This window comes from Campylobacter sp. CFSAN093259 (assembly GCF_012889985.1).
Classification (GTDB): domain Bacteria; phylum Campylobacterota; class Campylobacteria; order Campylobacterales; family Campylobacteraceae; genus Campylobacter_D; species Campylobacter_D jejuni.
The window spans coordinates 742,924-765,911 of record NZ_CP040617.1 but is presented as its reverse complement, the minus strand read 5'-3'; the positions used below and the strand labels follow the sequence as shown (position 1 = coordinate 765,911).

Annotated in this window: 23 protein-coding genes, 1 rRNA gene and 1 pseudogene; 15 read left to right on the top strand and 10 right to left on the bottom strand. The window is 30.8% G+C overall.

Annotation, left to right across the window (positions count from 1 at the left end):
* Positions 1 to 3 precede the first annotated feature (3 nt).
* The 13 genes from FBF20_RS04075 to FBF20_RS04015 all read left to right on the top strand — a co-directional run bounded on the left by FBF20_RS04075 (position 4) and on the right by FBF20_RS04015 (position 11,916).
* The gene (locus FBF20_RS04075) at positions 4 to 1,014 is read left to right on the top strand and encodes a methionine ABC transporter ATP-binding protein (RefSeq protein ID WP_002904588.1); all 1,011 of its coding nucleotides are present in this window, start codon (positions 4 to 6) and stop codon (positions 1,012 to 1,014) included.
* The gene (locus tag FBF20_RS04070; protein ID WP_002852518.1) at positions 1,011 to 1,922 is read left to right on the top strand and encodes a methionine ABC transporter permease; all 912 of its coding nucleotides are present in this window, start codon (positions 1,011 to 1,013) and stop codon (positions 1,920 to 1,922) included. The genes FBF20_RS04075 and FBF20_RS04070 overlap by 4 nt, the downstream gene beginning before the upstream one ends.
* Positions 1,923 to 2,111: 189 nt before the next feature.
* Entirely contained in the window at positions 2,112 to 2,885 is a 774-nt protein-coding gene (locus tag FBF20_RS04065; protein ID WP_002852410.1) for a MetQ/NlpA family ABC transporter substrate-binding protein, read from the top strand.
* A gap of 48 nt (positions 2,886 to 2,933) precedes the next feature.
* Positions 2,934 to 3,704 carry a MetQ/NlpA family ABC transporter substrate-binding protein gene (locus FBF20_RS04060; RefSeq protein WP_002852483.1) on the top strand — a complete coding sequence of 257 codons (771 nt, stop codon included), beginning with the start codon at positions 2,934 to 2,936 and terminating at the stop codon, positions 3,702 to 3,704.
* A 9-nt stretch (positions 3,705 to 3,713) separates the two neighbouring features.
* Complete coding sequence (locus FBF20_RS04055) at positions 3,714 to 4,490, top strand: MetQ/NlpA family ABC transporter substrate-binding protein (protein WP_002852406.1); 777 nt, start codon at positions 3,714 to 3,716, stop codon at positions 4,488 to 4,490.
* 83 nt (positions 4,491 to 4,573) lie between these two features.
* Positions 4,574 to 5,236: a flagellar basal body P-ring formation chaperone FlgA gene (gene flgA, locus FBF20_RS04050; RefSeq protein ID WP_002852578.1), complete on the top strand. Its 663-nt coding sequence runs from the start codon at positions 4,574 to 4,576 to the stop codon at positions 5,234 to 5,236.
* The gene (locus FBF20_RS04045; RefSeq protein WP_002852466.1) at positions 5,233 to 5,796 is read left to right on the top strand and encodes a UbiX family flavin prenyltransferase; all 564 of its coding nucleotides are present in this window, start codon (positions 5,233 to 5,235) and stop codon (positions 5,794 to 5,796) included. The genes flgA and FBF20_RS04045 overlap by 4 nt, the downstream gene beginning before the upstream one ends.
* A 39-nt stretch (positions 5,797 to 5,835) precedes the next feature.
* Positions 5,836 to 6,312 carry a pantetheine-phosphate adenylyltransferase gene (coaD, locus tag FBF20_RS04040; protein ID WP_002852633.1) on the top strand — a complete coding sequence of 159 codons (477 nt, stop codon included), beginning with the start codon at positions 5,836 to 5,838 and terminating at the stop codon, positions 6,310 to 6,312.
* Positions 6,303 to 6,881: a dTMP kinase gene (gene tmk, locus FBF20_RS04035; RefSeq protein WP_002852526.1), complete on the top strand. Its 579-nt coding sequence runs from the start codon at positions 6,303 to 6,305 to the stop codon at positions 6,879 to 6,881. The genes coaD and tmk overlap by 10 nt, the downstream gene beginning before the upstream one ends.
* Positions 6,878 to 8,104: a histidine--tRNA ligase gene (gene hisS, locus FBF20_RS04030; RefSeq protein ID WP_002852541.1), complete on the top strand. Its 1,227-nt coding sequence runs from the start codon at positions 6,878 to 6,880 to the stop codon at positions 8,102 to 8,104. Before tmk ends, hisS begins: the two co-directional genes overlap by 4 nt.
* On the top strand, positions 8,101 to 9,936 hold the full coding sequence (speA, locus tag FBF20_RS04025; protein WP_032599057.1) for a biosynthetic arginine decarboxylase: 1,836 nt from the start codon (positions 8,101 to 8,103) through the stop codon (positions 9,934 to 9,936). Before hisS ends, speA begins: the two co-directional genes overlap by 4 nt.
* The gene (cysE, locus tag FBF20_RS04020) at positions 9,937 to 10,575 is read left to right on the top strand and encodes a serine O-acetyltransferase (RefSeq protein ID WP_002852612.1); all 639 of its coding nucleotides are present in this window, start codon (positions 9,937 to 9,939) and stop codon (positions 10,573 to 10,575) included. It abuts the gene before it with no gap.
* Positions 10,576 to 10,746: 171 nt separating this feature from the next.
* Positions 10,747 to 11,916, top strand: coding sequence for a pyridoxal phosphate-dependent aminotransferase (locus tag FBF20_RS04015; RefSeq protein WP_002852601.1), 1,170 nt, complete (start codon positions 10,747 to 10,749; stop codon positions 11,914 to 11,916).
* A 49-nt stretch (positions 11,917 to 11,965) separates the two neighbouring features.
* Here FBF20_RS04015 and FBF20_RS04010 read toward each other — a convergent pair whose 3' ends face one another.
* Together FBF20_RS04010 and FBF20_RS04005 are read right to left on the bottom strand one after the other, a co-directional pair.
* The gene (locus tag FBF20_RS04010) at positions 11,966 to 12,307 is read right to left on the bottom strand and encodes a cupin domain-containing protein (protein WP_002852534.1); all 342 of its coding nucleotides are present in this window, start codon (positions 12,305 to 12,307) and stop codon (positions 11,966 to 11,968) included.
* 69 nt (positions 12,308 to 12,376) lie between these two features.
* Complete coding sequence (locus FBF20_RS04005) at positions 12,377 to 13,399, bottom strand: MBL fold metallo-hydrolase (protein ID WP_002852439.1); 1,023 nt, start codon at positions 13,397 to 13,399, stop codon at positions 12,377 to 12,379.
* 104 nt (positions 13,400 to 13,503) lie between these two features.
* On the opposite strand from FBF20_RS04005, the pseudogene FBF20_RS09105 reads away from it, so the two are divergent.
* Positions 13,504 to 13,613: pseudogene (locus tag FBF20_RS09105) on the top strand (flagellar basal body protein FliL); the annotation flags it as partial.
* Positions 13,614 to 13,658: 45 nt separating this feature from the next.
* Here FBF20_RS09105 and dnaK read toward each other — a convergent pair.
* The 4 genes from dnaK to cfrA all read right to left on the bottom strand — a co-directional run bounded on the left by dnaK (position 13,659) and on the right by cfrA (position 19,263).
* Entirely contained in the window at positions 13,659 to 15,530 is a 1,872-nt protein-coding gene (dnaK, locus tag FBF20_RS04000) for a molecular chaperone DnaK (protein WP_002826316.1), read from the bottom strand.
* Positions 15,531 to 15,551: 21 nt separating this feature from the next.
* Positions 15,552 to 16,082: a nucleotide exchange factor GrpE gene (gene grpE / locus FBF20_RS03995; RefSeq protein WP_002780052.1), complete on the bottom strand. Its 531-nt coding sequence runs from the start codon at positions 16,080 to 16,082 to the stop codon at positions 15,552 to 15,554.
* Entirely contained in the window at positions 16,079 to 16,870 is a 792-nt protein-coding gene (locus tag FBF20_RS03990; RefSeq protein WP_002843531.1) for an HrcA family transcriptional regulator, read from the bottom strand. The genes grpE and FBF20_RS03990 overlap by 4 nt, the downstream gene beginning before the upstream one ends.
* Before the next feature lie 302 nt (positions 16,871 to 17,172).
* The gene (gene cfrA / locus FBF20_RS03985) at positions 17,173 to 19,263 is read right to left on the bottom strand and encodes a TonB-dependent ferric enterobactin receptor CfrA (RefSeq protein WP_002904671.1); all 2,091 of its coding nucleotides are present in this window, start codon (positions 19,261 to 19,263) and stop codon (positions 17,173 to 17,175) included.
* 325 nt (positions 19,264 to 19,588) lie between these two features.
* Here cfrA and FBF20_RS03980 point away from each other — a divergent pair, with 325 nt between their 5' ends.
* Complete coding sequence (locus FBF20_RS03980) at positions 19,589 to 20,287, top strand: energy transducer TonB (protein WP_002858756.1); 699 nt, start codon at positions 19,589 to 19,591, stop codon at positions 20,285 to 20,287.
* Between the two features lie 91 nt (positions 20,288 to 20,378).
* Here the strand turns inward: FBF20_RS03980 and FBF20_RS03975 are convergent, their stop codons facing one another.
* The 4 genes from FBF20_RS03975 to rrf form a co-directional block, all read right to left on the bottom strand.
* Positions 20,379 to 20,762 carry an RNA-guided endonuclease TnpB family protein gene (locus FBF20_RS03975; RefSeq protein ID WP_002792118.1) on the bottom strand — a complete coding sequence of 128 codons (384 nt, stop codon included), beginning with the start codon at positions 20,760 to 20,762 and terminating at the stop codon, positions 20,379 to 20,381.
* A 174-nt stretch (positions 20,763 to 20,936) separates the two neighbouring features.
* Positions 20,937 to 21,200 (bottom strand): hypothetical protein, encoded by a 264-nt coding sequence (locus FBF20_RS03970; RefSeq protein ID WP_002890613.1) that lies wholly within the window; start codon positions 21,198 to 21,200, stop codon positions 20,937 to 20,939.
* 428 nt (positions 21,201 to 21,628) lie between these two features.
* Positions 21,629 to 21,721, bottom strand: a complete 93-nt coding sequence (locus FBF20_RS03965) for a hypothetical protein (RefSeq protein ID WP_002776614.1) — start codon at positions 21,719 to 21,721, stop codon at positions 21,629 to 21,631.
* 991 nt (positions 21,722 to 22,712) lie between these two features.
* A 5S ribosomal RNA gene (gene rrf, locus FBF20_RS03960) occupies positions 22,713 to 22,829 on the bottom strand.
* Between the last annotated feature and the right edge of the window lie 159 nt (positions 22,830 to 22,988).

Sequence of the window (22,988 nt, the reverse complement as noted above, 5' to 3'; positions counted from 1 at the left end):
AATTTGATAAAAATAAAAAATTTAAAAAAATATTATGGCAAGGAACTCGTGATAAACGATGTTTCTTTGGAGATTAAAAAGGGTGAAATTTACGCCATAGTAGGTCATAGTGGAGCTGGAAAATCCACTCTTTTAAGATGTATTAATGGACTTGAGAATTATCAAGAAGGAAGTTTAAAAGTCTTTGATCAAGAAATTAAAGATTTAAGTCAAAAAAAATCAAAAGAGTTAAGAATGCTTAGAAAAGATATAGGGATGATTTTTCAAAATTTTGCCCTAATGGAGCGCAAAAATGTATTTGAAAATGTTGCTATGCCTTTAAGAACACACTATACTCAGTGTAAATTTCATGCCAAGCTTTTTAATAAAGAATACATGAGCGAAAAAGAAATTGCCCAAAAAGTCAATTCCTTACTTGAAATCGTAGGGCTTGATCATAAAAACAAATCCTACCCAAGAGAACTGAGCGGAGGGCAAAAACAACGTGTTGCTATTGCTAGAGCCTTAGCTTTAAACCCAAAAATTTTACTTAGTGACGAAGCTACTTCGGCTCTTGATCCAAACACTACAAAAAATATTTTAGAGCTTATATCTAAAATCAATGCTGAATTTGGGATTACTGTTGTTTTAGTAACTCACGAAATGGATGTGGTAAAAGACATAGCTCAAAAAGCTTTATTACTTGAACATGGACAAATCATAGGAAGTGGAGCAATTGATGAGCTTTTTTTAAGGCCTAATGCCAAAATGAAAGAATTTTTAGGAGAAAGCGACTTCTTGCCTGAGCACGGACTTAATATCAAACTTTACTTTCCAAAAGAAGTTGCCCAAAATAGCGTCATCACTCATATGGCAAGAACTCTAAATATAGACTTTAACATAGTTTGGGGTAAAATAGAAAAACTGAATGGAAAAGCCTTGGGAAATTTAGTTATAAATATAAATGAAAAGGATAAAGACAAGGTTCTTGATTACATAGAAAAAAGTGGAGTATTATGGGAGGTGCCATCATGAATGAAGAAAACATCTCTATTGTCAGTGCTTTTTTTAGTAGAATTTCTCAATTTTTTAATGAATTTTCTTGGCAGGATATTAAAGAAGTGAGTTTAAGTTCTATCACGAGTTTCAATGAAAATTATGAAAACATTTTAAAACCTGCACTTAATGAAACAATTTATATGAGTTTAATGGCTGTACTATTTGGATTTTTATTGGCTATCATTCCTGGAATTTTACTTGCTATTTGGGATAAAAATGGAATTAAAGAAAATAAAATCGCTTATAGTATTTTAGATTTTATTACCAATATATTACGCGCCTTTCCATTTTTAATTCTTATAGTTGTTCTTTTACCACTTTCTAAAATCATAGTAGGCACAAGCATAGGTACAAATGCTGCCATAGTTCCTTTAGCTATCGGAATAGCTCCTTATTTGGCAAAGATGCTTGAAAGCGCTTTTAAAGAAATAGACAAAGGAATTATAGAAGCAGCAAAAAGTTATGGTGCTAGCAATATTCAAATTATCTTCAAGGTTATCTTTAGTGAAGCCCTTCCTGCTATAATTAGCGGAATTACCCTAACTTTGATCTTTACCATTGGTTTTTCTGCTCTTGCTGGAACTGTCGGTGGTGGAGGATTAGGAGATGTAGCTATTCGCTATGGTTATGAAAGATTTAACAAAGAAGTTATGATTCAAACTGTAGTTATTTTACTTATATTAGTTCAATTAGTTCAAATTCTAGGTAATTTATTTTATACTTGGGCTAAAAATAGTAAAACTACATATATCATTGCCACTCTATTGATTTTACTTGGAGTTAGTATAGTTATCAATATAAACAATGATGAAAATTTCTTTTGGCAAGTAATTGTTTTTATCTTATTTTTAGGAAGTTTGCTTTATAAAGGTTTCAAAAAATAAGGAGATTATATCTCCTTTTAAGATAAATATAAGTTTTTTTAAGTAAAATTTAAAAAAAATTAAAGGAATTAAAATGATGTATCAGATGCGTTAATCTGACTATCAACAAGTTTTTATATGCTTCTTCCTGATAGTCAGAGTGAATTTATTAAGATTAAAGCAAGCACAAAATGACTAAAAAGGAAAAAAATGAAAATCAAATCTTTATTTATAGCAAGTATTTTAACATTAAGTCTTAATGCAAATGCATTAGAAACCATCACAGTTGCAGCAACTCCCGTCCCTCATGCTGAAATCCTAGAACAAGTAAAACCTGATTTAGAAAAACAAGGTTATAAACTTGAAATCAAAGAATTTACGGATTATGTTTTGCCTAATCTAGCTGTTGATAACGGAGAAGCCGATGCAAATTTTTTCCAACATACTCCTTATTTGGAAGAATTTAATAAAAACAAAGGCACCAAACTTATCAAAGTAGCTGCCATACACATAGAACCTATGGCTGTTTACTCCAAAAAATACAAAAGTCTAGATGATATTAAAGAAGGGGTTAAAATCGCCATTCCAAATGATCCAACCAATGAAAGTAGAGCTTTAGATATTATTGCAAAAAAAGGTTTGGTAAAATTTAAAGATAAGGCTTTAAAAACACCTCTTGATATTATAGACAATCCTAAAAAAATTAAATTTGTAGAATTAAAGCCCGCACAACTTCCAAGAGCTTTGAATGATGTTGATTTTGCTGTAATTAATTCCAACTACGCTCTCTCTGCAAATCTAAATCCTGCAAAAGATAGCGTATTTATCGAAGATAAAGAAAGCCCGTATGCAAACATTCTTGTTGTAAGAGTGGGACATGAAAACGATCCAAAAATCAAAGCCTTAATCCAAGCTCTACAAAGTGATAAAATCAAACAATTTATCATAGAAAAATACAACGGATCTGTTTTACCTGCTTTTTAATTTTGTCCCTTACCTAGGGACTTTTTTCTTAAGTACAAAGGAGTTTTTATGAATTTATTTAAAATTATTATACTCGCTTGCATTCTAAATTTATCTAGCCTATTTGCACAAAACATTACTATAGGAGCCACTCCAAATCCTTTTGGTAGCTTACTAGAACTAATGAAAGATGATTTTAAAAACAAAGGGTATGAGCTTAAAATAGTAGAATTTTCAGACTATATTTTGCCCAATCGTGCATTAGAGGAAAAAGAACTTGATGCAAATTTATATCAACACAAACCTTTTTTAGAAGAATACAACCTAAAAAAAGGTTCAAATTTAATTGCAACAACGCCTGTACTTATAGCTCCAGTAGGAGTTTATAGTAAAAAAATCAAAAATTTAGAAAATCTTAAAGAAGGTGCTAGAGTTGCTATACCTAATGATGCGACCAATGAAAGCAGAGCTTTAGAGCTTTTAGAGAAAGCAAAATTAATAGAGCTTAACAAAAATACTCTAAAAACCCCATTGGACATAAACAAAAATCCAAAAAAACTTAAATTTATAGAACTTAAAGCCGCACAACTTCCAAGAGCTTTAGATGATGTTGATATTGCTATAATTAATTCTAATTTCGCACTTGGAGCCGGTCTGAATCCAAGTAAAGATACTATTTTTAGGGAAGATAAAAATAGCCCTTATGTAAATTATGTTGTGGTACGCTCAGAAGGTAAAAATAGCGAAAAAACCAAAGTAATTGATGAAATTTTAAGAAGCGATAAATTTAAAGCCATCATTAATGAACATTATAAAGATATATTAATCCCAGCTTTTTAGGAGTATAATATGAATATTAAAAAAATATTTTTAAGTGTTTTATTTACAATTAGCCTTAGTTTTGGGGCAGATAAAACCATAATCATAGGTGCAACACCAACGCCTTATGCTGAAATTTTAAATTTCTCTAAACCCTTATTTCAAGAAAAAGGTTGGAAGTTAATAGTTAAGGAATTTAATGACTATAATATACCTAACATCGCTTTAAATGAAAAAGATTTAGATGCAAATTTATATCAGCATAAACCTTTTTTAGATGATTTTAATACCCACAAAGGAACAAAATTAAGTTCTTTAGGTGCTATTGTTTTAGTTCCTATGGCTATATATTCTAACTCCATAAAAGATATAAAAGACATTCCTAATGGTGCTAAAATCGCTATACCTAATGATGCTACCAATGAAAGCAGAGCTCTTGATTTACTAGCTAAAGCAAATTTAATAGAGTTTAAAAGTCAAAGCACCCTTAAAACCCCTATTGACATAAGTAAAAATCCAAAAAAACTTAAATTTATAGAGCTTAAAGCCGCACAACTTCCAAGAGCCCTAAATGATACTGATTTGGCTATTATTACCACAAACTATGCTCTTGGAGCAGGCTTAAACCCTTTAAAAGATGGTATTTTTATGGAAGATAAAGATAGTTTATATGCTATTGTTTTAGCTACAAGAAAAGGTGAAGAAACAAGTCAAAAAAGTCTTGTTATTAAAGAAATTTTAACAAGCGATAAAATTAAAAATTTTATCATAGAAAAATACAAAGGCTCTGTTATCCCTACTTTTTAACTCTATACAAAGCCTTCTAAAGGCTTTGTTAAACTTATAAAAGCTAAAATACTATTTATTGCATTATAATTCTTAGGATAAAAATGAAAATTATTTTTTTAACTTTTTTTATTGTGATAAATTATATCCAAGCAGCTAGTTTAGAAGAAATCAAAACAGCACTAGCTAAAGAATTTAGAAATAATTTTCCTAAAATTATAATTTCTCAAATTGATTTAAAAATAACATCATTGCCTAAAGATTTTGATCAATATGAATTTCTAAGAATCGCTAATGGGCGTTTTAATCAAGCACAAGGCTTTTTAAGGGCTGAATTTAAAACTCCGCAAAATATACAAAAAAATGTATTTTTTAGATATTTCATTCAAGCAAATTTAGAAGTTTTAAAAAGCGAACGCGCTATAAAAAGAGGAGATAAACTTGGAGCTTTTGACTATAAAAGCGTATTGATTGATTTTGATAAAGTTCCTTTAAATGCCTTAACCTTAGATGATGTAGATAATCTTGTAGCTAAAAGCAATATTAACAAAAACGCCATTTTAAGAGCAAATATGTTTAAAACCACAGCTTTAATACGCCGAAATGATCCTATAATCGGGGTTTTAAGCGAAGCAAATGTTGATGTTTTAATCGAACTTGTGGCTTTGCAAAGTGCAAATATGGGCGAAAGGATTCGTGCAAAAAACAAAGAAGGTAAAGTTATGCAAGGTATCGTAGTGGGTAAAAATAGGATGATTATACAATGAAAGTTTTATTGGGAATTTCTGGTTCAAGCAGTGTCAATTTAGGCTTAAAATTATTAAAAAATTTAGAAAATCAATGCGAACTTTATTGTATTTTAACCCAAGGTGCAAAACTTAACTTCAAAACTGAAAATCAAGCAAATTTAGAAGAAATTTGTCAAGAAAATTTTAAATACACTCATTTTTTAGATGATAAAAATTTAAGTCTAAGTGTAGCAAGTGGATCTTTTGGAATAGAAAAAACCATCATTGCTCCTTGTTCAATTTCAAGTTTAGCAAAAATTCACGCTGGTTTTGCAGACACTCTTTTAATGCGTGCTGCAGCAGTAGCCCTAAAAGAAAGAAAAAAACTCATCTTAGGGGTACGTGAAATGCCTTTTTCTACTTTAAATTTAGAACATATGTTAAAACTTAGCCAAATGGGAGTTATCATCGCCCCTCCTATTATCGCAAGCTATTCTAAAGCAAACAATCTAGAGCAAATGGAAAATTTTATCGCAGGTAAATGGTTAGATCTTTTAGAAATAAAACACAATTTATATGAAAAATGGCAAAATTTTTAGTTTAAATTTGTTATATTTTTAAAAAAAATTGGAGCAAAAATGACTTGTTTATATCCTGGGACTTTTGATCCTATTACCAACGGGCATTTAGATGTTATAAAACGGGCTTTAAAAATTTTTGATGAAGTCATCGTTGCCATAGCAAAAAGTGAACATAAAAAACCTTGCTATGATTTAGAAAAACGCAAAGAACTAGCCCTGCTCGCAACACAAAATTTAAAAAATGTTAAAATCATTGCTTTTGATAATTTACTTGTAGATTTAGCCAAAGAATTAAAAGTTAATACTATAATCCGTGGACTTAGAGCAGTGAGTGATTTTGAATACGAATTGCAAATTGGCTATGCAAATCACGCACTTTGGGAAGATATGGAAACCATTTATCTTATGCCAAGTCTAAAACATGCTTTTATTTCAAGTTCTATTGTGCGTTCTATAGTAGCACATGGGGGTGATGTAAGTTCTCTTGTTCCAAAAGAAATTCTACCTTTTTTAAAGGATCAATCTTGTATGTAGTTTTTGAAGGTATTGACTGCGTAGGAAAAAGTACGCAAATTTCACTTTTAAAAGAAATTTATAAAGACGCCATTTTCACACTCGAACCTGGCGGAACAGAACTTGGAAAACATTTAAGAGAAATTTTACTTAATAAAACTCATCCTATTAACAAAAGAGCTGAACTCTTGCTTTTTTTAGCTGATCGTGCTCAACATTTTGAAGAAATCTTAAAAACCAATCAAAACAAACTCATTATTAGCGATAGAAGTTTTATTTCAGGCATGGCTTATGCCAAAGATTTTGAAAACGATTTGCTTTTTGCTTTAAATAGTTTTGCTTTAGAAAATTTTTTTCCACAAAAAATTATCTTTTTAAAAGGAGATGCAAACCTTATCCAAGAACGCCTCAGTCAAAAAGAACTAGATAGTATAGAAAAACGTGGCATTGAGTATTTTTTAAGCGTGCAAGATAAACTCGAAAAAGTGCTTCATTTTTTAAAAGAAAAAATTTCTGTAGAAATTTTAACACTTGACGCAAAAGAAAGTAAAGAAAAATTACACCAACAAATAAAGGAATTTTTACAATGATTAACGCTTTAAAAGGAATGAAAGATTTATTAGATAAAGATGCATATTATTATGAAAAAGTGATTAAAATCTGCGAAGAAGTAGCTAAAAACTATGGCTTTACTTTTATCAATACACCGCATTTAGAACTTTGCACCCTTTTTAAAAGAAGCGTAGGAGAAAGTTCTGATATAGTAGGTAAAGAAATGTATGAATTTATCGATAAAGGCGAAAATCATGTTTGCATGCGTCCTGAAGGAACTGCTGGGGTGGTGCGTGCCTATATAGAAAAAAAACTCGATAAAAACACTAGTGTGAAAAGATGGTTTTATTATGGTTCTATGTTTCGTTATGAAAGACCTCAAAAGGGTCGCTTAAGAGAATTTCATCAATTTGGAGTTGAAAGCCTTGGCATACCTAATGTTTATGAAGATGCAAGCATTATTTTAATGCTAGTAGAAATTTTCTCACGCCTTGGTATTGATTTTAAACTTCAACTTAATTCTTTAGGCTGCTCACAATGCTTGCCAAAATACCGCGATAGGCTCGTTGAATTCTTAGATTCCAAAGAAGGTTTTTGTGAAGATTGTTTGCGTAGAAAAAATTTAAATCCTATTCGTGTCTTAGATTGTAAAAATGAGCATTGTCAAAATTTGCTTGAAAATGCTCCGCTTTTGATCAATAATTTATGCACCTCTTGCCAAAAAGACTTTGAAACACTGCAACAAATTTTAAAGGATAATGGAGTTAAATTTGAGTTAGATTCAAAACTTGTGAGGGGTTTGGATTATTATTCTAAAACGGCTTTTGAATTTATAAGCGATGAAATAGGAGCAAAGGCTGCTATCGCAGGTGGAGGACGCTACGATAGACTTATAGAGTATTTAGGTGGAAAAAGTGGCTATGGTATAGGTTTTGCCATGGGTATAGAAAGAATTATAACTATTTTAGAACAAAAAGAAGAAAAGATTCAAAGAGAAGGAATTTATCTTTGTGCTATGGATGAAATTTATATCCAAAAACTTTTGCATATCGCTACAAATTTAAGAAAAGAATATAAAGTACTTTTAAGCTATGAAGCAAGAAAACTAGCCAAACATCTTGAAAACGCGGATAAAAATAATACTGAAATTTTTCTTTGCATGGGAGAAAATGAAGCACAAAATGAAAGTTTGTTTTATAAAAATTTAGCAAAAAAAGAAGAAAAAATGATTAAAATTTCAGACTTAAAGAAGGTTTTATGATGGATTATGGTATTGATATTTGGGGAAATGAAAATTTCATTATCAAAAATGGTAAAGTTTGTATCAATTACGAGAAAAAACCTGCTATTATTGATATAGTTAAAGAATTAAGAGATGATGGATACAAGGGGCCTTTACTTTTAAGATTTCCTCATCTTATCCAAAAACAAATTGAAAATATTTACGGAAATTTCAATAAAGCAAGAAAGGAATTTGGCTATAAAGGAGGATTTAACGCTGTTTATCCTTTAAAGGTCAATCAATATCCTGGTTTTGTAAAAAATCTTGTAAAACTTGGAAAAGACTATAACTATGGACTTGAAGCAGGTTCTAAGGCAGAGCTTTTACTCGCTATGGCTTATAATAACGAAGGCGCACCTATTACCGTAAATGGCTTTAAAGATAGAGAACTTATCAACATAGGCTTTATCGCAGCTGAAATGGGACATAATATCACTTTAACCATAGAAGGACTTAATGAACTTGAAGCTATCATAGACATAGCTAAAGAACGCTTTAAACCTAAACCAAATATAGGCTTACGTGTACGTTTGCATTCTGCTGGAGTTGGAATTTGGGCAAAAAGTGGTGGGATTAATTCTAAATTTGGACTTACATCCACTGAACTCATAGAAGCGGTAAATTTACTCAAAGAAAACAAACTTTTAGAACAATTTACCATGATTCACTTTCATCTAGGCTCACAAATTACCGAAATTCATCCCTTGAAAAAAGCCTTAAATGAAGCAGGAAATATTTACACAGAACTTAGAAAAATGGGAGCTAAAAATCTAAAAGCTATCAATCTTGGTGGCGGTTTAGCTGTGGAATACTCACAATTTAAAAATGAAAAAAGTAGAAATTACACCCTAAGAGAATACGCTAACGATGTAGTTTTTATCCTAAAAAACATAGCCGAACAAAAAAAAGATTTAGAGCCTGATATTTTCATAGAAAGTGGGCGTTTTGTAGCAGCCAATCACGCTGTTTTAATCGCTCCTGTATTAGAACTTTTTTCTCAAGAATACGCAGAAAACAAACTCATACTTAAAAAACAAAATCCAAAACTTATCGATGAGCTTTACGATCTTTATAAAAGCATAAAACCTTCCAATGCTTTAGAATACTTGCACGATAGCATAGATCATTTAGAGAGTATTTTAACTCTTTTTGATTTGGGCTATGTCGATTTGCAAGATCGTTCCAATGCTGAAATTTTAACTCATTTGATTACGAAAAAAGCCATCTTGCTTTTAGGCGATAAACAAAATCCTGCGGATTTACTTGCCATACAAGATGAAGTGCAAGAAAGGTATTTGGTAAATTTTTCACTCTTTCAAAGCATACCCGATTTTTGGGGCTTAGAACAGAATTTCCCCATCATGCCACTTGATCGCTTAGATGAAGAACCGACTCGAAGTGCAAGTATTTGGGATATAACCTGCGATAGCGATGGAGAAATTTCATACTCTAAAGATAAACCTTTATTTTTACACGATGTAGATGTGGAAAAAGAAAATTATTTTCTAGGATTTTTCCTTGTAGGTGCCTATCAAGAAGTACTTGGAATGAAACACAATCTTTTTACTCATCCTACTGAAGCTATTATAAGCATCAATGAAAAAGGCTATGAAGTTGAGGGGATTATAGAAGCACAATCCATACTTGATGCCTTAGAAGATTTAGACTATGATATACACGCTATCATGGATATACTTAATGAACGCATAAGTAATTCTAAGCTTGTAAATGACAAACAAAAAAAACATATTTTAGGCGAGCTTTATCTTTTCTTAAATGATAATGGTTATTTAAAAAGCATAGGAGTTTAGATGAATTTTTGGGGTATTATAAAAGAAGATTTTTCTCAGCCAAAGGCACAAGATCCAGCTTTTAATTCTTGTATAGAACTTTTTTTTAATTACCCTGGAGTATGGGCTGTAGTAAATTACCGCTTTGCACATTTTTTTTACATAAGAAATTTTAAACGCATTGCTAGAATGATTAGCGGAATTTCACAATTCTTAACTGGGGTAGATTTGCACCCTGGAGCAGAACTTGGAAGGCGTATTTTTATAGATCATGCCAATGGAGTGGTTATAGGTCAAACAGCAATTATAGAAGATGATGTTTTAATTTATCAAGGCGTTACTTTAGGTGGGACAAGCCTTGAAAAAGGTACTAAACGCCATCCAACCATAAAAAAAGGAGTGATCATAGGCTCAGGCGCAAAAGTGCTTGGCAATATCACCATAGGAGAAAATGCCAAAATAGGCTCAAATGCTGTAGTGGTTAAAGATATAGGTGCAAATTTAACTGCCGTTGGAATTCCTGCTTATATTATCGAAGAGCGTAAAAATAAAAACATTAGAGCCATAGATGCAAATTGCGATGACAAACTAGAAAAGTTAGAAAAGAAAATTTTAGAACTTGAAAATCTTATATTAAAACAACCTGAATCACAAAAATAATAATTTTTTATAATACATAAAATTATATGTATTATTATGCGTATTAATTTTTCCTAAAAATTAATACAAATTTTCACATTTATTGAAATTTACAACTCATTTTTAAATTAAATTTATTGTAAAAATGCAATTTTCTGCTAAAATTAAACAAAAATTATCAAGGATTGAAAAATGCTTACAAAAAGATCTCAAGTTTTAGAAGAATCTATCACTTTAGCTATCACTGCACTTGCCAATGAACTTAAAGCCAAAGGCGAGGATATCATTAGTTTTTCAGCGGGTGAACCTGATTTTGACACACCACAAACCATCAAAAATGCCGCTATAAGTGCTATTGAAAAAGGATGTGGAAAATACACTGCTGTTGCAGGAATTCCTGAAGTATTAAAAGCTATTCAAACCAAATTTAAAAAAGATAATAATCTTGATTATGAAACAAATGAAATCATCACCAATGTAGGCGCAAAACACTCTCTTTTTGAATGTATAGAATGCTTAGTAGAAAAAGATGATGAAGTGATTATCCCTAGTCCTTACTGGGTAAGCTATCCTGAAATGGTAAAATTTGCAGGTGGAAAACCTGTATTTATAGAAGGCTTAGAAGAAAATGGCTTTAAAATTACCGCTGAACAATTAAAAAAAGCTATCACAGCTAAAACCAAAGTTTTGATGCTAAATTCTCCTTCAAATCCTGTGGGATCGATTTATTCTAAAGAAGAATTAACTCAAATTGCTAAAGTTTTAGAAGGAACGCAAATTACTGTTTTAAGTGATGAAATGTATGAAAAACTTCGCTATGATGGTTTTGATTTTGTAGCTTTTGCAAGTGTAAGCAAAGATGCTTTAAAACGCACTGTGACCATTAACGGACTTAGCAAATGTGGAGCTATGCCAGGATGGCGTTTTGGCTATATGGCAAGCAAAAATAAAGCCCTAATTTCAGCCGTTAAAAGACTTCAAGGACAAAGCACTTCAAATATTTGCTCTATCACTCAACATGCAGCCATTCCTGCTTTAAATGGAGAATGTGATAAAGATATAGAAAAAATGCGTCAAGCCTTTGAAAAACGCCGTAACTTAGCCTTAGACATACTTAAACAAATCCCAAATATCAGTGTTTATAAACCAGAAGGTGCTTTTTATCTTTTTGTAAATATACAAAAAATAGAAAAAGATTCTATGAAATTTTGTCAAAAGTTACTTGAACAAGAAAAAGTTGCCGTTGTTCCAGGTGTAGGTTTTGGAATGGATGGATACTTCAGACTTTCTTATGCTACAAGCGATGAGCTTATCAAAAAAGGTTTAGAAAGAATAGCAAATTTCATTAAAAACTATAAATAATTCTAGGTTAAAGCCTAGAATTATTTAGGCAAATTAAAACCTTATAAAATCAAGGCTTTTTAAGCACAGCATTTACCCTTTGAACACTATCTGATTTATTTAAACTCAATCTTATTATAGAATTTTCTAATCCACCTAAAGAATGTGCTACATTTGCCTCTAGGCTTATCATATCTAAAGCATTTAATTCAAATTTTTCCTTTTCCACTTCAAACCAAATTTTACCGCTTAAAACTTGAACATGTATAGCAAAAGGAGCTTTATGCTCTTTCATCACACTGTCTTTAGCTAATAAAATTTGAATTTCTTTACCTTTTTCATTGTCAATTAAAACATTGATTTTCACTTCTTTTGGGCTAAATTCCGCTCCATTCCATTGAATGATTTTCACAAAATCTCCTTTTTTAGTTTTACAAAACTATAGCAAAAGCCAAAATATAAATTATAAACTTGTGTTAATTTATTCTTCTTTCCACCAAAAATCCTGTTTAAATTTAGCTCCTACTTCATAAGCCTCGCCCATTTTTGGTGTGATAAGGGGTAAATCTAAATTTTCATAAAGAAATTTTACCACCTCATTCCATGCATGAGTTCCTGCTAAAAATCTCCCCCAATGTATAGGCATGACAGCCTTTGCATTAAGATCTTTTGCCTCTTTTAAAATTTGCTCAGGAAAAGAGTGTGAATATGGCCAAGCGATATTAAATTGTCCGCTTTCAAGACAAGCTAGGTCAAAACTTCCAAAATACTCACCTATTTTTTTAAAATGTGTAAAATACCCTCCATCTGCGCTAAAAAACACTCTCTTATCTACACTTAAAAATTCCATCACAAAAGAAGCCCAAAGGGTTTTGTTTTTACCATCTCCCCTACTTGAACTGTGCTGTGCAGGTGTTGCCATGATTTTTAAATCACCAAATTCTATTCCACTCCACCAATCAAGCTCTATGATTTTTTTCTCGCTCACCCCATAGCTTTTTAGATAATTTCCCACTTTTAAAGGAGTGATAAAAAATTTAGCCTTATCTTTTAAAGCTTTTACACTCTTAGCATCTAAATGATCAAAATGCGAATGCGTGATAATCACAGCAAAAATTTCATTAAAATCATTTATATTATAAACAGGAGCATTTTTAAAAGCCTTGTTGATAAAAGAAATGGGCGAAGCATGAGTGTTAAAAATAGGATCAATCAAAATTTTATACTCTTTAAAACTTATAAAAAGCGAAGAATGGCCAAGCCAAGTAATATGTGGGGTGCTAAAACCACTCAAATCAGGCTTGAAAAAAGGTAACTTAAAAGAAGGGATGGCATTTTTTGGATAAAGATAATAATACCTCAAAATTTCTTTAAAAGACACTTTAGGAGTTATAAGACTGTGCTCATTTTCATTAAGAAAAATTTCATATTTTTTACCCTGCACTTTTTTAGCTTTTGATCGTTGTGTATTGGAAATATCAAAGATTTTAAATGATAAATTCAAATTTTTCCTTTTATGTTTATTAAGATTATATCTAAAAAGTTTTTAGATTAATTTTATTTTATTGTTAATTTTTTAGTTTGCTTACACTAAAATGAATTGTCTGATTTGAATTAGAACTTCAAAAAGAATTGGTTAAAAAATCAATGAAAAATTAGGTAGCAAGCTAATAAAAGAATTATGTTTTACAGATTTTGTCATTTCTTTAAAATTTTAAAAAATTTTCAAGCCTTTTAAAAAGGCTTGAATAGAGATTTTAAGATTACTCAACTTCAGCGTCGATTACATCGTCATCTTTTTTCTTTTTATCATTTGCTGTGTTTGGCTCATCTTTTTTATACATATTTTCGGCTAACTTATGAGAAACTTCGCTTAAAGCTTTCATTTTGCTTTCAATCTCTTCTTTGCTTGCATTTTGATTTTTCAAAGTCTCACGCAAATCATCAAGAGCTTTTTGAATATTTTCTTTATCAGCAGCGGCAACTTTTTCACCCAACTCACTTAAAGATTTTTCTACTTGATGCGCCAAGCTATCAGCTGCATTTCTAGCATCTACAGCTTCTTTGCGTTTTTTGTCTTCTTCTTTGTGAAGTTCAGCATCTTTTACCATGTTATTAATCTCTTCCTCGCTAAGTCCGCTTGAACCTGTGATTTTGATCTCTTGAGCCTTACCTGTTGCTTTATCTTTTGCACTAACAGTTAAAATACCATTTGCATCGATATCAAAAGTAACTTCGATTTGTGGCATACCGCGTGGTGCTGGTGGAATTCCTTCAAGATTAAAATTTCCTAAAGATTTATTATCACGACTAAATTCTCTTTCCCCTTGTAAAACATTGATAGTTACAGCACTTTGATTATCTTCAGCGGTTGAGAAAACTTGCTCTTTTTTAGTTGGAATAGTTGTACCTTTTTCGATAATCTTAGTCATTACCCCGCCTAGAGTTTCTATACCCAAAGAGAGCGGAGTAACATCAAGTAAAAGCACATCTTTTACATCACCTTTTATAACCGCACCTTGAATCGCCGCACCGATAGCCACAACTTCATCAGGATTTACAGACTTATTAAGATCTTTATTAAAGGCTTTTTTCACTTCTTCTTGCACTAAAGGAACACGAGTAGAGCCCCCTACCATAACGATTTCTTTGATCTCATCTTTTTTAAGCCCTGCATCGCTTACTACTTCATTGATTTTAGTGATGGTTTCAGCTACTAAAGAATCAATCATACCTTCAAATTTAGCTCTAGTAAGTTTTTTAACCAAATGTTTTGGCCCACTTGCATCTGCTGTGATAAATGGTAAATTAATTTCAGTTTCATTAGCTGAACTTAATTCTTTTTTAGCATTTTCTGCTGCTTCTTTCAAGCGTTGCAAAGCCATAACATCATTTTTAAGATCTATGCCTGTTTCATCTTTAAATTCATTAGCTAGAAAATCTATAAGTTTATTATCAAAATCATCACCACCTAAGAAAGCGTTACCACCTGTTGCTAAAACTTCTACTACATTATCGCCCGTTTCAAGCACAGTAACGTCAAAAGTTCCCCCACCTAGATCATAAACCACAATTTTTTCACTATCTTTTTTATCAAGTCCGTAAGCTAGAGCTGCTGAAGTAGGCTCATTGATAATTCTTAATACATTAAGTCCTGCTATCGTTCCCGCTTCTTTTGTCGCTTTTCTTTGTGCATCGTTAAAATAAGCAGGCACAGTAATCACCGCATCAGTAACACTTTCACCCAAAAAAGCTTCTGCATCTTCTTTTAATTTCATCAAAACTTTTGCTGAAATTTCTTGTGGGGTGTAAATTTTACCTGCGATTTCTATTGCGCACGCACCATTTCTTTCGGTGATGTGGTAAGGAAGTCTATTTTTAGCTTCTTTAGCCGCATCTTCATTGATCATTAAACCCATAATTCTTTTGATAGAATAAATGGTTTTTTCAGGGTTAGTTACCGCTTGGCGTTTTGCACTATCGCCTACTAAAACCTCGCCTTTATCTGTAAAAGCTACCACTGAAGGAGTTGTGTTTTTTCCTTCTTTGTTTGGGATTACTTTGCTCTCGCCGCGTTCATACACAGCAACACAAGAATTGGTTGTTCCTAAATCTATACCTATAACTTTACTCATTTTTTATCCTTTTATTAAAATTTATTTTGCTACACTAACTTTGGTTGGGCGGATCACGCGATCGGCTATTTTATAACCTTTTTGAAGCACTTGAACCACTTCACCACTTTGATGGTTTTCACTATCTACATGAAACATTGCTTCGTGTAAATTAGGATCAAACTCTTTTTCATCTTTGATAAGAGCCACTCCATGTTTTTCAAGTTTCTTAAGAAATAAATCTAAAGTATTTTGCACTCCTTCTTTGATTTTTAAGCTAATTTCATCTTGGCATTCAACATTAACAGCTGCTTCTAAAGCATCTAAAACATCAAGCAAATCCTTTGCAAAGCTTTCATTTGCATAAGCCATAGCACTTAGCTTTTCTTTTTCCATTCTTTTTTTAATATTTTCAAATTCAGCGTTTGCACGCATATATTTGTCTTTTAATTCATCATAGTCTTTTTGCAATTTGTTTTGCTCAACATCTTCGATATTTTGCAAATTCTCATCTTGCAAATGTTCAGAATTTTCTGCGTTTTCGTTTTCAAATTCTTGCTTTTGCTCGCTCACGCCGCCTCCTTTATATATTGTAATATTTTTTTATAATCCGTATAAACACTACCTGCTAAGATAATATTTACATCTTCGCCCAAAAACTGCGCATCCACCTTAAGCCCCATAAAACCTTCTTTAAATAAAGGTTCAAATTCAAGACTTTCTTTAAAATGACGGTGAATTTGACAATCTAAGAGCTTAACAAATTCATCATTTTGATAAATTTGATAAGCTCTTTCTTCATTGCTTCTATAGCAAATCAAATTTTGTCTTAAGCTAGCTATTTTTTCTACAAGATCTATAAAATGAACTCTCAAAGCTATTTTTTCTATACTAGAAAGATCAAGCCCTATAAGACTTTGTAAAAAATTCCACGCTTCTTTTTCGTATTTTAAAACCAGCTCTTCATCTTCAAAATCAAGCACTATAAATTTAGTATTAAGATCTAGTACTTCTTTAAGTACTAAACTTCTACCTCCATAAACAAGACAATAAATTTCAAATTCTTTACTTAACTCTTTCAAAAAGCTTTCGTTTTTGATATGGATATTTTTATCTTGTTCTTTTTCCCAAAAACTTTGCCAATAATTTTGCATCGTTAAAATAGTAGGAATTCTACCACTACTTATATGAAGCTGAGTGATCAAACCCTCATCGCTAAGTCTTTTAAGATAAACGCGTATAGTCGAAGCAGGTATGCAAAGGTTTGAATTTAACTCATTAGAACCAATAGGCGCATTATCCAAAAGATAAGTTTGGATAATAGACTCTAAAATCAAATCCTTTTTATCTCGGCTTTTCATAGCTCTTTCCTTAAATTTTTAGCACTCTATTTTTTGATTGCTAGATATATTATACAACATTGAGTGTTATTTTGTCAAGTGTAAATATAAAAAATATACTTAATTTTATTTAGTCTATATGACTAAAGTTTTATTAGTTACTTTTTTATAAGGATAAGCTATCTTTTAAGATTGAAAATGCAACGATAAAAATAAGATGAAAATTTTAAATTGAATTGATTGTCTAGTTTTTTAAAGGTATAGGGTATTAAAATAAAAAACTAAAGAAGACTTTAAAAGCCCTTTAGTTTTTCTATTAAAGCTTAAAAGCTACCATTGATAGAAATATACATTCTTCTTCCTTCTTCTATACGATTGTAAGTATTGACCCAAGTAGGAGCACCGCTATTTTGATAAGATTCCCAACCATCTGTAAAACTTTTGTTAAAAAGATTATAAATAGCTGCATTGATACTCCATTGCTTATTGATATCATAACGCACACCCATAGAAGCGAAAAAGATATCCTTATAATATTCCCTATTTATATTAGTATCACCCATATAGCGATCTATTTGCCATTCGCCTTTTATCCAAGGGGTAATTTTATTATAGAAGCTGTATTCAGTTTTTAACATGATATTGTGTTTTAAACTATCCTGCTCAGGTTTACCTATCACACTTTTATCTTGTGCTTCTTTAACCTCACTATCAAGATAAGTATAAGCAAAATTTACATTTAAATTATCAAGAGGGCTTATCCCTGCTCCAAGCTCTATACCTTTATATTCAACCTTGCCATGGTTGATTGCCTTAAAACATCTATCAGCATCGCAAGTACCAATTCCTGGAATCATATTGCCTTTATCATATCTTTGGGTTGAAATTTTATCTTTAAAATTTGTTAAAAAACCTGTCGCAGAAACATAAAACAAATCATTATTGTAAATAGCTGCTATTTCATAATTTAAAGATGTCTCTTCTTTTAAATCAGGATTTCCATATATAGGGAATCTACCTTGACCACTATAATTATAAGCTCCATTTATCAAACGATTTGCATAAGGAGTCCTAAAACCCGTAGATACACCGCCTTTTAAAGTAAGTTCATCAGTAGGATTATAAACCAGATAAGCTCTTGGCGAAATATTATTTCCAAAAATTTCATGATGATTGTATCTTGCTCCAAAAGTCAATCTTAAGTTATCTTTTATGCTGTACTCATCCTCTGCAAATATTGCCAATAAATACTGATCAAAATTGGTCGGATTAGCTATTTTATCTTGCATTTTTTCAAGCCTATATTCACCACCTGCGCTTAAAATATGACTTTGTCCCAAAGGAATGACAGACTTAGTATCTAAGATAATATCTTCTGCGACTATATCTCTATTTTGTCCTAAAAATGGCTGATTAGCTTGTCCTACAACTTCGCGTCCATTATTGCTTACTCTATTATACTGCAAACCAGAAGTGATAGAAAAGTTTTCATAAACACCCTCATGGCTTAAATAAGTCACAAATTTATCAACTTCCATAATATCTGCATAACCACCCGTTAAGCTATCTGGCGCACTACCTGGGCTTGTGATGGTTCCTAATTGACCCTGTTTGTTATCGTAATGATTTCTTGAAAAATCTATATCAAATATAAAGGTATTATAATCATTAGCTAAATAACTAATTCTTGTTCCTATATTAAAATTATTTGCTTTTGTGGGACTTTGAGCTTGATCTCCTTGAACTCTTTGTCCACTTCCATTTGTAAATTCAACATTAGATTGCTGTCTGTAAAATTCTCTAAATCGAAGTGTTAGACCCAATTTGTCATTCATCAAAGGACCACTAGAATAAATACTCGTTCCATAAGTATTACCCCAATCTTTATTTTCATTTAAAAGAGCATCCAAACTTACAGAAGTTTCCCATTTATCACTTACTTTTTTGGTAATGATATTTACCACCCCGCCTAAAGCTTCAGAGCCATATAAAGTACTCATAGGGCCTTTTATAACTTCTATCCTTTCTATACTAGAAATCGGAGGTAAGAAAGAATTTGAAATTTCATTAAAACCATTAGGGCCCACCTCTCCGCCAATACCCTGACGACGCCCATCAATCAAAACCAAAGTATATCCAGTAATACCCCTCATAGTGATATTATAAGAACCTGTTTTTCCCTTGCTAGCATATAAATCAACGCCTGGGATATCTGCGATAGCCTCTGCAACATCTCTATAAGGCTTACTTTGTAATTCTTTTTTACTGATAACATTGATAGTAGCAGGAGCTTCTTTAATATCTTGGGTAAAGCCAGAAGCACTAACGATTGAGCTATCTAGTTCTACATTTTGCGATATGGCATTGGAGCTTAAGAGACCAATGGCGCAAACTGATAGACATATTTTTTTCATTTTTCTCCTTTTGTCAAATATTGATTTAGAAATCAAAATATTATGATAATAATTATTAATTTAATATAAATTTTGTATCAATTGTGATAATTAGTATTAATTAAAAATTTATTTTTTCTTGCTATAATTCTTAAAAATATAAGTTTTTTTAGAGAAGTAAATAGCAAAAATTAAATATCTTTTAGATACAAGCTTGATTATTTGATTGTTATTTTTCTCTGTGAAATTTGTTTCAAAATTTATCTTTTTAAACAATTTACCATAGAATGTGTTTTAAGAAATAAAGATATTTAAATCAAAAAATAAAATCATAACGGAGTAAAAGATGAAAACATTTATAAGCAATCATAAAAACCAATCTTCTTTTATCACTTTATTTGTTTTTACACCTTTATTTTTTGTTTTTCTTTATTCTAAAGATTTTTTACACATACAACCCAATGAAATTATTAAAGAAAATAAATTTAATATGGCAATCAAACATTTTGTACAAAATTCCTCCGATATGAAACCGACACAACCCACACAAACTATACAAGAGCCTTCGAATGTGCAACCCAAAGAACCTGTGCAAGAAATAAAAAAAATAAAACCGAGAAAAGAAAAACCTATCGCTAAACCTAAAAAAATAATCCCTCCAGCAAATGCAAAGGCAATAAGTCAACCCAAAAAAGATACAAACATGCAGCAACCAATCATGCAGCAACAAACTCCACAAGCCAGCTCTTACCAAAGCGTATCTTTAACTAGTAATAGTGAGCTTTTAAAAGAAATAAAATCAGCAATCGATGAAGCCCTAATCTACCCTAGACAAGCTAGAAAAATGCGTATGAGTGGGGAGGTTCTTGTAGAATTTACCTGGACAAAAGAAAAGAAATTAGAAAATTTAAAAATACTTAAGCCTTCAAAATATGATTTTCTAAATAAAAGTGCTTTAGAAACTATACGCATAGCTTCTAAAAAATTTCCACAATATGAAAAAACTTTTCATATAAAAATACCATTGGTATATAAATTAAGCTAAATCTTTCACAATATACTCTATTTTTAATGCAAATCACTCCAGCTTTGCTAACGCTTAGAAGTAGAAGCTTCCTAGCTAAAGCTAACTAGTATTAGCTAATTCGAAAGGCTTTGAGTTTATAGTCCTCAAGGCTAATTCCTAACCCAAACGACTTTAATCCACGCTTTAAGATATTATTTGCAGCATTAATATCTCTATGTAAAGTGTTGCCACATTTTTCACAAAGATACACTCTATCTTTAAACATAAGATTTTTTTTGATATTTCCACATACACTACAAGTTTTGCTTGTATATTGTGGATTGACTTTTATAAAGAATTTGCCATTATGCTTTGCTTTATACTCTAGATATTGAGAGAATTGATAGAATGAAGTATTAAGAATAGATTTATTTAAACCACTTTTAGCTTTTATATTCTTTAATTTAGCTCTTTTACACATATTCTTAATTTGCAAATCTTCAACTGCTAGCAAGTCAAATTCTTGTATGAGTTTTGAAGTTATCTTGTGATAACTATCCTTTTTGATTTTGAACTTTTTTCATAGATTTTATTTAATTTTAATTGTGTTTTTTTGAAATTATGGCTTAACTTTGTTTTCTCCTTTTTTGTTTTTAATATTCTCCTGCTTTGTTTTCTTTGCAATCTTTTAATATTCAGCTCTACTAAGTAGCTTTGAGTTAGTAGCTATTAACTCTCCACTGCTTAAGGTAATCTCATTGATATTTAAATCAATGTCAACTGCTTTTTTAATATCAAAATCTTTGCTAGACATTAAAGAAACATTCGATTCATCATAAATGATACTAAAAGCTAAATAGTATTTATTGTGATTTTTGATAATAGTGATTTGATTAAACTTATAAGTATTTCGTAAATCTCTGTGATAACGCATTTTAAAAAATGTATTCATAAGTCTAAATATCTTAAACTTAGTAGTATCACTATCTTTGATTTTGTAGGCTTGATTATTCCAATTAAAGCTTTGCTTTGCAAATTTAGAGTTTTTAAATTTGAGAAAGCCTTTGTTTTTATCTCTAATTGCTTGCTCTAAGGCACGAGAAGATTAATCCTTGCTTGTTGGGTTACAACACTTTTATAGCTTAATTCTCTTGCTTTTATAAGGCTAGTTTTATTGATTATCTATCTTACTTGCCTTTAAATAACTCCTATCTTTTTTATCTAAATTCTTATTTTTATCCCACTCTCTTGCTGTAAATTTAAACAAATATTATAGGCTTGATATAGATGAAACATTGATGATTAATAAGCTTTTGTTGTTCTTTGTTTAGGTAGAATTCTATATTTAAAACCTTTGGTTATTTGCATTGCTTTGTTCCATTAGGGCTTTTTTTCTTTTTGGTTATATATTTTTTTAGGGTAATTATCTTCTATGCCTTGATTTTCTGCATATTTTTTAAGAGTTTCTAGCATTATTCCGCATAGGTATTCTATAAAAAATTACTGATTATGTCAAATACCTAACTAGAGCCGTACAACTAACACTGTAAGCAATTCATCTCCCACTTAAGAAGTGAGAGTTTTATTGAATAAAAAAAGATAAATTTAAAGCAAGTAATCTTTTTTTAGACAACACTAAACCCTTGCATGTATTTACAGCAATATTTATTTCATCATAAACAACCCCCAACCCATAAAACCTCAATAAACACTATAAAATAAAAGTATTTGTAAAGAACAAGCAAACAATAAATCTCAATCACCCAGACAAAAACAATCTCAACCGACCCATAAAGCAATAAATCAAGCAAGCATAATTAATTTAATTGATTAAACTAATAAATTTAATTTATAAGATTAACAATAAAAAACCATAAATTAACCAAGCTAATCCCACCCAAACCCAAACAAGCCATAAATTACACACACTTTTTTACAAACATCAATTAAATAGCAAGACTATCGATAATAAAAAATTTATCTCAAGTATAACATTCATTCTCGCCAACAAGAATAGACAATCATAGTCTATCCACCCTAACCCAACATTAACCCCTAACCCAACTAAGAAGTGTATAACAACCCCAACCCATAAACCTCAATAAACACTATAAAATAAACTTGAGTGATTAAAAATCCAACCCAATTATTGAACAAACCCAACCTACATAATAAAATATAAACTAGACATATAAAGAACAATTGACACATAAAAATAGATTGAATAAATAAACCTATACAAGTAAACATAAAGATTAATTATTGATACAAAAGATTCAATAAATAAATAAAAAGAATAATTGAGATATAAAAACATATAAACTAAACAACTCAAACAACCATTAAATCAACCCAAGCTAATTAAACCTATAAACATAAAAAAATAATTAAATATAAAAACAACGATTGACGTATAAAAACTAAGATTTTAAATCTATAAGAATAAGATAAAGTAGAATTAACAAGTCCGCAATGAGCTACTTTCCCCCTGCCAGTAAGGCGTAGTATCATCACCCACGATGTGCTTAGCTTCTTGGTTCGGGATGGAGCAAGGCGTTTCCACATCTGTATAATCACGGACATTGTTATTTAAATATTCTTTGAAAGATTGAATTTAAGAATAAAACTTAATCTTTTATTCCTTTACTTTTTTCTTTATTCTCTTTCTTCTTTTCTTATCTTTTATCTTTGATAAGTTTTTATATAGAATACTTAAAAAACAATGTTAAGAGCAAGTTCT

Excerpts from the sequence above, each read along its gene's own strand:
- dnaK (WP_002826316.1), bottom strand. The coding sequence starts at position 15,530 with ATGAGTAAAGTTATAGGTATAGATTTAGGAACAACCAATTCTTGTGTT.
- FBF20_RS04015 (WP_002852601.1), top strand. The coding sequence starts at position 10,747 with ATGCTTACAAAAAGATCTCAAGTTTTAGAAGAATCTATCACTTTAGCT.
- cysE (WP_002852612.1), top strand. The coding sequence starts at position 9,937 with ATGAATTTTTGGGGTATTATAAAAGAAGATTTTTCTCAGCCAAAGGCA.
- FBF20_RS03980 (WP_002858756.1), top strand. The coding sequence starts at position 19,589 with ATGAAAACATTTATAAGCAATCATAAAAACCAATCTTCTTTTATCACT.
- FBF20_RS04070 (WP_002852518.1), top strand. The coding sequence starts at position 1,011 with ATGAATGAAGAAAACATCTCTATTGTCAGTGCTTTTTTTAGTAGAATT.
- FBF20_RS04045 (WP_002852466.1), top strand. The coding sequence starts at position 5,233 with ATGAAAGTTTTATTGGGAATTTCTGGTTCAAGCAGTGTCAATTTAGGC.
- FBF20_RS04065 (WP_002852410.1), top strand. The coding sequence starts at position 2,112 with ATGAAAATCAAATCTTTATTTATAGCAAGTATTTTAACATTAAGTCTT.
- flgA (WP_002852578.1), top strand. The coding sequence starts at position 4,574 with ATGAAAATTATTTTTTTAACTTTTTTTATTGTGATAAATTATATCCAA.
- FBF20_RS04060 (WP_002852483.1), top strand. The coding sequence starts at position 2,934 with ATGAATTTATTTAAAATTATTATACTCGCTTGCATTCTAAATTTATCT.
- hisS (WP_002852541.1), top strand. The coding sequence starts at position 6,878 with ATGATTAACGCTTTAAAAGGAATGAAAGATTTATTAGATAAAGATGCA.
- coaD (WP_002852633.1), top strand. The coding sequence starts at position 5,836 with ATGACTTGTTTATATCCTGGGACTTTTGATCCTATTACCAACGGGCAT.
- FBF20_RS03965 (WP_002776614.1), bottom strand. The coding sequence starts at position 21,721 with ATGCTAGAAACTCTTAAAAAATATGCAGAAAATCAAGGCATAGAAGAT.
- cfrA (WP_002904671.1), bottom strand. The coding sequence starts at position 19,263 with ATGAAAAAAATATGTCTATCAGTTTGCGCCATTGGTCTCTTAAGCTCC.
- FBF20_RS04055 (WP_002852406.1), top strand. The coding sequence starts at position 3,714 with ATGAATATTAAAAAAATATTTTTAAGTGTTTTATTTACAATTAGCCTT.
- speA (WP_032599057.1), top strand. The coding sequence starts at position 8,101 with ATGATGGATTATGGTATTGATATTTGGGGAAATGAAAATTTCATTATC.
- FBF20_RS03990 (WP_002843531.1), bottom strand. The coding sequence starts at position 16,870 with ATGAAAAGCCGAGATAAAAAGGATTTGATTTTAGAGTCTATTATCCAA.
- FBF20_RS03970 (WP_002890613.1), bottom strand. The coding sequence starts at position 21,200 with ATGAATACATTTTTTAAAATGCGTTATCACAGAGATTTACGAAATACT.